Genomic DNA, 12,870 nt, shown 5'->3' with positions numbered 1-12,870 from the left:
GACTCTAAATCAACTTTTTTGTTTGATTTAAAAACTTTCGACCGACGGGGACGGTTTCGGTGTCTAACTGTAAATCATAGTCGGCTGAACTTCTGCGTTGTAATGACATAGCTTGCCGTGGATTAACTAAGTAGGATTTGTGTATGCGTATTAAATACTCGTCACCAAAGCTTTCAACTAAATTTTGTAAATTACAGGCAAGTTCAATTTTGTATTTACGCTGATTCTTTTTATACACAACTAAGCTCTTATTTCCTAAGGCTTGCACATACATTATTTCAGGTAAAAAAGCAGTTACTTTAGCCAGTTCAGGAAAGAGTTTATGAGCAATCACATTGTTTAAAACTTTGTCTTTAAGTTGGTTACTGATTTCTAATTGTTTGACTAGTTTTTGCTGAGCCTGTTGCAGCTGTATCTCAACTGCTTTTTCATTTTGTTGCTGTTGATAATATATCGACACTAAACCGGCACTAAAAATAATAATTTCAATGGCTGAAGTCATTTGTAGTAAAGGCCATGAAAAGTGAAAATCAATAATATTCCCCGCGGATAAACCCATGATACTAGCCATAACAAAAAACATAATGGTGGCCGCTAAATAATAACCAGCGGCAGTTTTCTGTTTGTGAACACCGATAATAGCAGCAGACAAACAGGCAATAAAAATCACCAAGCAAGTGAATAAGCCAAGACCATAACAAAACTGTCTAACGGATGAGGGTAATAGACTTTGCAAACTTAACCTAGCAAGCAATAATAGCAGTAACAGTAATTGAGCAACTATCAAGACTTGGTATATCCGGCGCGAAAGTTCCTTAATTTGTAGATAATGTTTAGCAAATTCACCAATAGAGACGATTAATAATCCGCCAATAATCACGGTAATATTTTTTACATAAGTCACGTTTGGCAACAGATACTCTAACCAGCCTTGTCCGGATAAAAACCAGCTAGTCAGTAGTAACAACATTACGCTGTAAGCCAGGTAAGCCGGCGTTTTTAAACGCAGGTATAACATGAGGTGATAAAGCGAAAAAAGTAACAACATACCAAAAAACAAGCCGCTATATAACGAGGAAAGTTGCAGATCGGCAAAGAAGGCTTCATCATCAAATAAGTAAAGTGAAGTTCTTAAATACTGGCCCTGTAATTTCAAGTAAAAAGTCTTAGATGCCATTTTTTTAGGTAGGCGAATGACAATATTTTGATGAAATTGAGCACTGCCATGGACGATTTTTTTGACCCATCCTGCTTTTAACGTTAAATAGTGCAACTCAACGGGGGTATGAATGCGGTTTTTTTTAAGCACTAAAATTTGACTTTTTTTACCGTTATTCTCCGCCTTTGTTGGCGCTAAGGTTAATTTTAACCATAAGAAATCACGTTTGCCCAAATTGATAAAATTGCCCTGATGAGGGCTAAAGCTTACCTTATTCAAAGGCGAAATAAGCGCTGTTATTCCCCAATCATTCTCGGTGATAGCCGCTACTTCAAAGGTTAATGGGCTTTGATCTACTTTATTTTCCGCATCGGTTTCCGCAGCTGAATGAATAAGCCAAACCATGCCTATTGAAATAATGGCCATCAGCAGCACAATAAAAACTAAGCGATTATATTTATCATTAAATAGTCCTAACTGATGGCCAATAAAACTATCAGTGATTGTCACCGGCCGTGTTAGACGAGAAAAATTCATAATAAGGTGAGCATCCTGACTGCCGCATTGAATTAGCTATGGTTATTATCACTGAACATATCTACTTGTTACACTTTTGTAAAGTTGCTAGCCAGTGTTTTTCATTAATTCTTTTATGCGGTAACCATCCCTTGTTAAGTTAAAAACAAAGCTCTTCATTCCAGCTCAGCTGAAAATGTCCCCTAGGATAAAGATATAAACTTGCTACATTTTATCACTTATTAAGCTGCACTATGGTGCATACCAACCGTTCCCAAACTTAAAACAAAATAAATACCTTTAAATATCAAAGTGTTAAATGATGGCTCATTTTTTGCTGATGATTTACTATTGTTTGAAAATTTACCCTAACTAAATCAAGGTTTTGTATGAGTCAATCATCGTTAAAACATAATTTTTTATCCTTTCAGGGCCGAGCCAGAATTCTCCATAGTACCTGGCTAGCTTTTTTTATCACTTTCCTTGTGTGGTTTAGCCATGCACCGCTCATGTCTACCATACAAACCAGTATGGGCTTAACAGATATTGAAGCTAAAATATTATTGATTTTAAATGTGGCATTAACGATACCAGCACGAATTGTCACGGGTATGTTGGTTGATAAATATGGTCCGCGTAATTCTTATACCGCAATGTTGGTGGCTACGGCACTATTATGTTTTTTCTTTGCCTCTGCGCAAAGTTTTGAAACCTTAGCGTTAGCTAAGTTTTTAATGGGTTTTGTTGGTGCGGGTTTTGTCATTGGCATTCGCATGATCAGTGAATGGTATCCAGCAAAGCAATTAGGTTTAGCCGAAGGTATATATAAGGGCATGGGTAACGTAGGCTCTGCCGTTGGTGCCGGTAGTTTAGTGTATATCGCCAGTTTATTTGGCGGCGAAGATGGCTGGCGTTATGCCATTGCTTCAACCGGCGTATTGGCACTGTTATATTCAGTTTGTTACTATTTTGCCGTAACAGATACACCGGTAGGCTCTACTTATTTCAAACCTAATAAGTCCGGTGGTCTTGAGCTAACTAGCAAGCGAGATTTTGTTTTCTGTCTATTGTTTAATATTCCTATGGTGGCGGCATTGGCCATCTTAACGTGGCGAGTAACCGATGCTGGTGTGGTTGCTGGTACAGGTGCCGAATTAATTATTGGTGCCGGTTTACTCAGTGATTTTGCTTCCTATGTTATTTATGGCTTATTACTGGCATTGACCCTTTATCAATCGTGGAAATTGTATCAGGTGAATAAAGACATGTTGCAATCACCGCCTATGGATGAAATCTTGCAGTATAAGTTCAAACAAGTAGCCATCTTAAGTCTTGGTTATGCGGTAACCTTTGGTGCTGAATTATCGGTGATATCTATGTTAGCGCAATACTTTGAAAGTCAATTTTTAGTCGCTGCTGCTGCTGCCGGTATATTTGGTGCTTGTTTCGCCGCCGTTGATGTATTTTCTTGCCCCTCAGGTGGTCTGTTCAGTGATAAGTTTGGTCGTAAAGTTCCCTTGATCTTTTTATTAAGCGGCGCATCATTAGGCTTTTTTGTTATGTCATTGATCACCCCAGCATGGCCTCTTGCGGCAGTGGTTGCCACCATGATGATTTGCTCATTCTTTTTAGGCTCGGCCGCCGGATGTATTTTTGCGGTAGTGCCCCTAGTTAAACGTAAATTAACCGGACAAATTGCCGGTACGGTTGGTGCCTACGGTAACGTTGGTGCGGTAGTATTTTTACTGGTATTTTCCTTTGTTTCTCCATCGGTATTTTTTGCTACTATCGGTGCCGGGGTAGCCTTTGCCGTTTGTTGTTCGCTATTTTTAGATGAGCCAAAAAGTACCATGGCCGAAGTGATGCCTGATGGCACAGTGCAAATGATTGAAGTACATTAACACTGATTATTTGATAAAATTTTATGGTCGCTTAACGCTTACCGGTATAAGATTCAAGCGATTTTTAACCTAGATAAAAAACAGGATGGAGCGATTTGGCCAGTGCATTAAGCTTTACTGTGGCACAACGTTCAGTAGCAGGTAAAAAAGCTCAGAACGAAGATGCCATTGGTATACGACTTCCTAAAGATTCGTTACTAACCAACAAAGGCGCTGTAGCGGTAATTGCTGACGGTGTCAGTGCGGCAGAAGCCGGTAAAGAAGCCAGTGAAACCTGTGTGCATAATTTTTTATATGACTATTATTCTACGCCCGATAGTTGGAGTGTTAAAAAATCAACGTCACAGGTGTTAACCGCGCTTAATCGTTGGTTATATGGTCAAGGGCAACAATTCAATGACGTACAAAAAGGCTATATTAGTACCTTCAGCTGCATTATTTTTAAATCACAAACTGCCCATGTTTTTCATGTGGGTGATAGCCGTATCTATCGTTTTCGCCACGGTGAATTAGAACAAATAACCCGTGATCACAGCACTTATATTAATGCCAAACAAAGTTATCTATCTCGAGCCATGGGTTTAGATGTAAAGCTCGATGTCGACTGTCACAGCTTAGCGGTAGAAGTAGCAGACATTTACTTGTTAACTACCGATGGCATCCATGACTTTGTTAAACACAAAGAGTTAGCCGCTATTTTAGCTAAGCTAACACCAGAAAGTGATGAAGCCTGCTTTGAGCTGGCATGCGAAAATTTTATTGCTCTAGCGCTAACCAACAGCAGTGGCGATAACTTAAGTTGTCAAATCTTACGACTTGATAGCCTGCCGGCACAAACCATCAATGAAGTTGGCCGCAAGCTGTCAGAATTACCTTTTCCACCTTATTTAGAGCCTGAGATGATATTGGACGGTTACAAGGTTGAAAAGGTCTTACATGTCAATACCCGCAGTCAAGTGTATGTGGTGCGAGATGTTGACAGCGGCGCACGTTATTGTATGAAAACACCGTCGGTCAATTTTGACGATGATTTACCTTATATCGAACGTTTTATTATGGAAAGTTGGATGGGTAGTCGCATCAATAGCCCTCATGTAGTTAAAGTAATTGAAGGTAATAGAGAACAGAATTGGCTCTATTATTTAACTGAATATATTGAAGGCATAACCCTAGAGCAATGGATAAAAGAACACCCAACACCTGCGGTGCAAGATGTAGTCTATATTCTGGCTCAAATTGAAAAAGGTCTACGGGCAATGCACAGGCGAGAGATTTTGCATCAGGATATCAAACCAGGCAATATTATGATTGATCATAATGGCGAAGTTAAAATCATTGATTTTGGCTCATGTTATAGCAAAGGTATTGCTGAAATAGCCACGCCACTGGACGAACCAGGTATTTTAGGCACTGCGGGCTACTCTGCGCCAGAAGTCGTCATCACAGGAAAGAGTACGGTGCAATCTGAAGTTTTTTCATTAGCTGTGCTCGCCTATGAAATGTTAACTGGCAAAGAGCCGTTTTCTGGCAAGCTCAATAAATGTCGAACCGTTAAAGCCTATATGAATACCAAATACATTCCCTGTTTTGATATCAATCCCTTGGTGCCTATCTGGATCGACTGCGCGATAAAAAAGGGCCTACGTTTTAAAGCTGAACGTCGCCATGAAGACGTATTAGAGTTTTTACATGAATTACAAAAGCCCAATCCTAAATACAAAAGTAACCACAACGCGGTATTAATGGACAAAAATCCACTGTTATTTTGGCAAGCTTGCTCCGCATTTTGGTTGCTCGCTTTTTTTATCTCGCTAGTATTTTAACTTAATACCAAATTGATTAAGTTCTTTCCCACTCAGCGAGAATTAAAAGGCTTAGAGGCAAGGCATTGATTGAAGAGAATGGGTTACTCCCTTCTCAAAATCAATAACGCTGTGTGTAATCCTTTTAAACTCGCCCTCGGGAGCTTATTCGATGGCCACTAACTTCGTTAAATTCATTTGATTTAGAGTGACTAAACCGAAACGAATTTACCTTGTTATTGAACATCGAGCATAACTCTGAGTTGGGAAGAAATTTAATCAAATTGGTATAAGTCCATTATTTCAAAAAAAAAGGGTAACTTTCGTTACCCTTATATTTTTTTGCTTACTCGCTTATTTTATCAAGCTATTTTACTTAGCTAGTACAAATTACTGTGGTGTAGCTTGTATGTTTAACGTTACCCCTGATGCGGCTGAATACCCGTAGATATCAACATACCAAGTACCCTGTGCTGGGTCAGTAAAGTTACAGCTTTCATTGTTGCCATTTTTATAAGGGCGACAATCATAAGTAGACGATGTTGATTGCTTACCTTGAGTAACATACAAGTCTGCATCACCACTACCACCAGAAAGGCTAACCGTTAGGTCGGCGTAACCCGCTGCTAAATCAAGGGTATAACGAGTCCATTGTCTGCTTGCCACTGAGATGTTGTTCACTGTGCTATCAATTGGGTTAACAGCACCGCCGCCACCCGTACTTGGCTCAATGTAACTAGCGGTTAAACTAACGCCAGTAAAATCACTATAAGCTTTGATTTTCACATAATAGCTTCCGCCAGCTTCTGTACTCGCACAAGATTCAACATTACCTGCTCTATATGGACGACAGTCATAAACACTGTCCGTTGGCTCAGCACCAAATTTCACATATAAATCCGCATCACCACTACCACCTGTGATGGCAAAGTTAATATCGGTTGCACCCACGGGTACTTCCATAGTGAAAACAAGTTCATTACCCGTAGTAGCGGCTAGCTCTGTTTTAACGACACCATTTTCAAGTACGGTATCGTCTGGGGTTGTACCACCGCCGCCACCTGTACCACTACCATCACAACCATTCGCGCTGATGTAATCAATGGCATCTTTAGTTTGCGCTAATCCATAACCAAATTTAACATCCCGGCCAGTTGCACCAAGATCTTGTGCCGTGGCATTAAGTACATTACGAATTTCGACGTTAGTACAGCTAGGATGATGACTCCATACTAAGGCAGCGACACCAGCAACATGAGGTGATGCCATTGAGGTACCACTCATCTTGCCATAATTACCCGCGCCAATATTTACCGTTGCACTCGCGCCTAAGTGACTTAACATGGCTGCACCATCAGTATCTGAAATAGTAACACTCGGAATGCTAGTCGCGTTGGTGGTACCTAGGGTGCCACCAAAACTGCCCGCTACGTTATTATAAATAATAGCGCCAACACCACCGCTGTCTTGACAAGCTTTGACTTTATCGTGAAATGAAATGCTACCGCGAGCAATTAAACACACATTACCGTTAGCACCCGAATCAATCGACTCACCCGTGCCAAAGTTATAAATAGCACCTGTGGCACTGCCCTGGTTTGCCATGGCATTAGCCGAATAGCCAATACCAGCAACCGACACTTCGACCACTGAACCCAAACCTTCCGGGTAAGTAGAGTAAACATCGACACCTGGGCCTGATATTTCAACCTGACTATTTTTCTGTGAAAAATCAGCTAAGACTTTATTGCTATCAATAGCTGCCACTGACATGACTGAGTCATATGAAGCGGGAAAGCTTTCAACGTCAGTTGTACTGGTAGCAACACCATCATTACCCGCCGCTGCGATAAGTAATACGCCAGCATCATAAGCGGCTTGCATGGCATTAGCTTCACTGGTACTTGAGCCCGTACCGCCTAAGCTCATATTAATAACATCTGCGCCATTGCTGACACAGGTATTAATAGCGCTGACTAAACTAGAGGAGTAGCCCCAACCTGATTCATTAAATACTTTAACAATATGCAAGTTAGGATCGGAACCAATAACACCACGAACACCAATACCATTATTAAGGGCAGCAATGGTACCAGCTACATGAGTACCATGTGGGCCGCCATGATCAAACCAATTACCCGTACCACTATCATTAGTACCATTAACCGTACCGCCTTGCGCGCCCATATCTTCATGAGGCATATTTAGACCTGAGTCAATAATACAAATTTTCTTACCACCGGCGTTCGCTGAAGCAATACTGTCATCAACTTGGTCCGCTTGTACCATACCAATACCATAAGGTACGTTTTGCGCCATAAAACGACGTGGTAAATCTTCTTCTACGTATTCAACATTATCATCCATCGCTAAACTCATCACATCGGCTGGTGATAACTCAGCGGTGATGATATTCATATTAGGAAATTCAGCGCCAACTTTAACACCTAGAATTTTAAATTTTTTCTTAATGGCTGCCAACCGAGTAAAAGCCATAGGGCTGGCCATATCGCTCAAAGTGCTAAAATTACTTATCGTTGATTGAACGTTAGCGGATTGCTTATATTTGACAATAAAGCGTTTTGGTAAAGGTGAGCTTGCCACGGCTGATAATAAATTATCTGTGGTCTGCACACCTACGGGTTGCGCTGCATATAAAGCTGTTGATATTGATAGCGACAAGATACTTGCCGTTGTTATTATTGCGGCCTTATGTAGCGATATTTTGTTGCGTTTTATATTGTTTGACATGACTATTTCCTGTACGTTGAATGATATTTATTGATTTTTTTATAAAAATTCAGTACACAATGATATAAATCAAAGCCAGACAAACATAACATCAATGCCACGAATGTTACAAGTATGTTACAAAATATTTATTATTAAGTTAAATTACCCCTAATATGCAATATAAGAATGTCTGTTAAATTTACGCAAAATAGCTTTAAGGATTAATAATGAGCCAATTTATAGGTGTGTTTGACCACGCACTATCCGATGATCTGTGCGACAAACTAATCAAAGGTCATCAAAGCAGTGATAAAGTAGTAAAAGGTCGTGTAGGTCATGGGGTGATGACACATCTGAAAGATAGCATGGATGTCACTATGGTTGAAAAAGAATGGCAAGCACTACAGCTTGAGCTCATCAACGCCAGTTACCCCCATGTCAAAGCTTATTTGACTGAGCATTACATGGCGTTAATTTCAGCTTTAAACCCTACAGTTACAGATCCTGAAACAGGCTTACCTACCTCGGTAACGAAAGAGAATTTTGACCGTTTAGGCACGGTTTACCTAGACCAGTTGATCCAGTACGTTTTTTGTTACGACAATTTCACCGTGCAACGCTACGAGCAAGGGGTTGGTGGCTATCATTACTGGCATTCAGAAATTTTCCCGCAGTTACCACACAATAAGCCATTACACCGAGTATTAGCGTTTTTGTATTACTTAAATGATGTTGATGAAGGTGGCGAAACAGAATTTCATTATCAAGGAATAAAGGTTAAACCTAAAAAAGGCTCATTAATTATTTTTCCTGCCGGTTTTACTCATACCCATAAAGGTCATATTCCTTTGTCGGATGAGAAATACGTGGTGACTTCATGGCTAATGTATAACAAAGCTGAACAGCTCTATGCTAAGAAGGGCTAGCTGTATTCATTTCAGCACACAAAAGCCCAATAACACTGAACGCAAGCCAGTTGAATGACTAGCGTCTAACCTCTGCCTCCGTATATAATTGATTCATGAATGGTAGTTGAATTTTTGCAATTGTCTGCGTCGTTATTTCAAGGTGTATTTTGTGTCTAAACATTTCAGTAAAAAGCCCAACAAAGCCGGTGGTTTTTCCTCATTAACCTCGACCTTAAAACACATCATGCAAAGCCAGCAACCACAGACTAATGTCAAAAATTTATTAAGAGCAAATAAGGATAAAGGCTTTGATTGTCCTGGCTGTGCTTGGGGCGATGAAAAAGAAGGTTTATTGCAGTTTTGCGAAAATGGCGCCAAAGCCATTGCCTGGGAATCTACCAGTAAAAAAGTCGATGCCAATTTTTTCGCCCAATATAGTGTCCGCCAGTTACAAAAACAAAGTGATTATTGGTTAGAGTATCAAGGTCGGTTAACTGAGCCGATGAAGTACAATAAAGACACTGATCATTATGAGCCTATTGACTGGCACGATGCCTATCAGCTGATAGCCGATAAACTCAACAGTTTATCTTCGCCCAATGAAGCAGAATTTTATACTTCTGGCCGCGCCAGCAATGAAGCCTCGTTCCTTTATCAATTATTCGGCCGACTCTACGGCACTAATAATTTTCCTGACTGCTCAAATATGTGTCATGAAGCCAGTGGTATCGCGTTAAATGAAGCGATTGGTATTGGTAAAGGCACGGTAATACTAGATGACTTTAACCACGCCGAAGCGATATTTGTTTTTGGACAAAACCCGGGCACCAATCACCCTAGGATGATGAATGCCTTGCGTAAGGCCGCACGAGGCGGTTGTAAAATAGTAAGCTTTAACAATTTAAAAGAAGTCGCACTGGAACGTTTTGCCAGCCCACAAGATCCTATCGAGCTTTTTACCCCCAAGGCAACAACTATCAGCCACGCTTATTTCACCCCTAAATTAGGCGGTGATATGGCGGCTGTTCGTGGCATGGTCAAAATAATTCTCGCGCGCAACAGCGAGCAAATAGAAAACGGCAAGCCCGCACTAATCGATAATGACTTTATCAAACAACATTGCCAGCAATTTGACCAATATCAGCAGGTAGTTAACGACACCTCATGGCAACAAATTGAACAACAATCTGGCCTATCGTTTAAAGAATTGTCGCAAGCGACGGATATATTTTTGCACGCAGACACGGTAATTTGCACTTGGGCCATGGGCATCACCCAACATAAACATTCTGTAGCGACCATTCAAGAAATTGTTAATTTACAGTTGTTGTCTGGCAATATTGGTAAAAAAGGCGCTGGTTTGTGTCCGGTACGTGGTCATTCCAATGTGCAAGGTAATCGCACCATGGGCATCAATGAAAAGCCTACGGCGGCGTTTATCGAGCAACTTTCACAAGCCGTTAATGCGCAACTACCCAAAGAAAAAGGTCATAACGTTTATTATGCGTTAAATGCTTTTTTACAGAAAACCAGTAAGGTACTGATTTGTTTAGGGGGTAATATCGCCCAAGCCGCGCCCGATACTAAACAAACCCATCAAGCATTAAAAAATACCGAGTTGAATGTGCAAATAAGTACCAAACTCAACCGTAGTCATTTATGCATAGGTGAAGACGCGCTCATTCTGCCCTGTTTAGGCCGCACTGAAATAGATAATCAAGCCACTGGTGAGCAGTTTATTACCGTGGAAGATACTTTTAGCATGGTGCATGCATCACAAGGTAGCGTAGTGCCCCTAGCAAAGACCATGCACTCTGAAACCGCCATTGTCGCGGATATTGCTGATGCTACCCTCACTAACTCCCCGATAAACTGGCAACAGCTAAAAGGCAATTATGATCTTATTCGTGATTTAATCGAACAAGCCATCCCAGGATTTAGTAATTTTAATCAACAGCTTGAACAACCTGGTGGCTTTTATCTTGGTAACAGTGCCGCACAACGCCAATGGCACAATCCTCAAGAAAAAGCCTTGTTCGCTGCTAATTGCCTGCCAACAAATATTATCAACATATCTACCGAGCAAGTAAACGAACTGCAAAAAAAGAATCAGCCACTGTATACCTTGCAATCTTTGCGTTCACACGATCAATTCAATACCACCATCTATGGCATGGACGATAGATACCGAGGTGTAAGTAACGCCAGAAATGTATTATTTATCAACGAAAAAGATGCCTTAAAACAAGGTTTTAAAGATAACGACTATGTTGACATCACCTCTATTTGGTCGGATAACCAAGATCGCACGGTAACTAACTTCATCTTATGTTTTTACGATATTCCGCGAAGTAATCTGGCTGCTTATTACCCAGAAACCAACCCGCTGGTGCCGCTGGACAGTTATGGTGATCGCTCTTATACACCCACCTCAAAATCGGTGGCGGTGATCATCAACAAAGCGGCACAACCACCGTTGATTTAACTGGAATTACCGCAGGGGCTCGTGCTGGTGTTGCTGCTTGATTATTTTTACTCTAGCCTTTACTCCATATTTATTCGATATAATCAGTTAAGCATTAGTTAAGCGCCAATCACCATGATAGACATTAAAGCCTTTATCACTGGCAAAACCAATCAAGGTTAAATCAAATTGCTTAGCTGCTTGTATGGCAAGATCAGAAGGTGCACCAACACCGACTAAAACATGAATACCGGCCATGATGGTCTTTTGTACTATTTCAAAGCTTATTCGTCCACTAACAAGTAGTAAGCATAACCTTGCTTGTTGCGACGATTTAGCTAAGTTACCATGCATTGACTTATTTTGAACGTCGTTGGATGTTAATAAAGCGCCAATCACCTTATCTACCGCGTTATGACGACCGATATCTTCATAGATATGTTGTAAATTTAGCTTTTGATTCAATGAGCGAGCCCTTGGTAGCTCAGCTGCTCCTGCTGACTCTGTGTTACACTCTAGCCAAAATAAGGCTACGCCATGTACGCCACCCGTTTTATCAAATAGACCTTGTTCACGACGCATTTTACTGGATAATAAAAGTAATGAATGTGCCACCAGAATATTTTTATGTTCAACAAAAGATAAATTTATTGTAGTTTTAAGCTCTAGTGTTTTTAAGGAGGTAGTGCCACAAAGACCACAACTAGAATAGCTCAACATATATCGTTCTAATGAGGATAAGTCGGGGATAACCCCCGCAGTAAAGAGTACTAACCACTCATTTTGCCCGCCTTGCCCCGTTATATCGTCAGACTCTAGTTTTATTGACTCAATATCACTAAGTTGCTTTATCACCCCTTCACTATGCAATAAGCCGATTATCAATAAGTAATCGTGTCCCGGTGTGCGCATGGTAATAGTGAATACTCTGTTTTCCACCACGCCTTGTGCAAGCCAAGATAAAGTGATCTGCAAGGGTTGTTCAACAATAACCGTATCGGTACTGGTTTTCCTTATCAGTGTGCGCTGATTATTTTCTGTAACAGCCGCTAAAACGCCACTTACCCCCGTTCCTCCTGGACTAAACGTGTAGTTTACCTTGTTGATGGTTTTTGTTGAACCTTGAGCGCTTTCAGTATTTTCCATATGAAATTGTATTACTATTTTAAGGGTGCTTAATGAGTAAAGTTTACCGCCTAACCTTAAAACAGGAAAGCGCTAGTTACCTTGATTAACGAATAATACTTTAAATATGGTCTAGCTTTTGTTGCATAACAATTTATGCAGGCTAAATTATCTTTTGTCTATCGAACCTAGGTAAAATTCACTAAAAAATAGAGTAGATGTTTGTTTTATCGCTATAATTAGCACACTTAGGGTCACACTT

The 12,870-nt window shown here is 40.6% G+C and carries 7 protein-coding genes; 4 read left to right on the top strand and 3 right to left on the bottom strand.

Going from position 1 to position 12,870, the window contains the following annotated elements; all coding sequences use genetic code 11:
* Positions 1-4 precede the first annotated feature (4 nt).
* Positions 5-1,696 carry a 7TM diverse intracellular signaling domain-containing protein gene (locus ASU03_RS06760; RefSeq protein ID WP_057831118.1) on the bottom strand — a complete coding sequence of 564 codons (1,692 nt, stop codon included), beginning with the start codon at positions 1,694-1,696 and terminating at the stop codon, positions 5-7.
* A gap of 368 nt (positions 1,697-2,064) precedes the next feature.
* Between ASU03_RS06760 and ASU03_RS06755 the strand changes: the two genes are divergently transcribed.
* Complete coding sequence (locus ASU03_RS06755) at positions 2,065-3,576, top strand: MFS transporter (RefSeq protein ID WP_057831117.1); 1,512 nt, start codon at positions 2,065-2,067, stop codon at positions 3,574-3,576.
* Positions 3,577-3,671: 95 nt separating this feature from the next.
* Positions 3,672-5,399, top strand: coding sequence for a bifunctional protein-serine/threonine kinase/phosphatase (locus ASU03_RS06750; protein WP_057831116.1), 1,728 nt, complete (start codon positions 3,672-3,674; stop codon positions 5,397-5,399).
* Positions 5,400-5,768: 369 nt separating this feature from the next.
* Here the strand turns inward: ASU03_RS06750 and ASU03_RS06745 are convergent, their stop codons facing one another.
* Complete coding sequence (locus ASU03_RS06745; RefSeq protein ID WP_057831115.1) at positions 5,769-8,129, bottom strand: S8 family serine peptidase; 2,361 nt, start codon at positions 8,127-8,129, stop codon at positions 5,769-5,771.
* Positions 8,130-8,338: 209 nt separating this feature from the next.
* Here ASU03_RS06745 and ASU03_RS06740 point away from each other — a divergent pair, with 209 nt between their 5' ends.
* Both ASU03_RS06740 and ASU03_RS06735 read left to right on the top strand, forming a co-directional pair.
* Complete coding sequence (locus tag ASU03_RS06740; RefSeq protein ID WP_057831114.1) at positions 8,339-9,037, top strand: 2OG-Fe(II) oxygenase; 699 nt, start codon at positions 8,339-8,341, stop codon at positions 9,035-9,037.
* A gap of 151 nt (positions 9,038-9,188) precedes the next feature.
* Positions 9,189-11,504: an FdhF/YdeP family oxidoreductase gene (locus tag ASU03_RS06735; protein WP_057831113.1), complete on the top strand. Its 2,316-nt coding sequence runs from the start codon at positions 9,189-9,191 to the stop codon at positions 11,502-11,504.
* Between the two features lie 87 nt (positions 11,505-11,591).
* On the opposite strand, the gene ASU03_RS06730 is transcribed toward ASU03_RS06735, so the two are convergent.
* On the bottom strand, positions 11,592-12,629 hold the full coding sequence (locus tag ASU03_RS06730) for a formate dehydrogenase accessory sulfurtransferase FdhD (protein ID WP_057831112.1): 1,038 nt from the start codon (positions 12,627-12,629) through the stop codon (positions 11,592-11,594).
* Between the last annotated feature and the right edge of the window lie 241 nt (positions 12,630-12,870).

Origin of the sequence: Colwellia sp. TT2012 (assembly GCF_001440345.1) — a bacterium.
Classification (GTDB): Bacteria; Pseudomonadota; Gammaproteobacteria; order Enterobacterales; family Alteromonadaceae; genus Colwellia.
The sequence above is the reverse complement of the archived record's forward strand: the minus strand, read 5'-3'. Positions and strand labels throughout refer to the sequence as shown.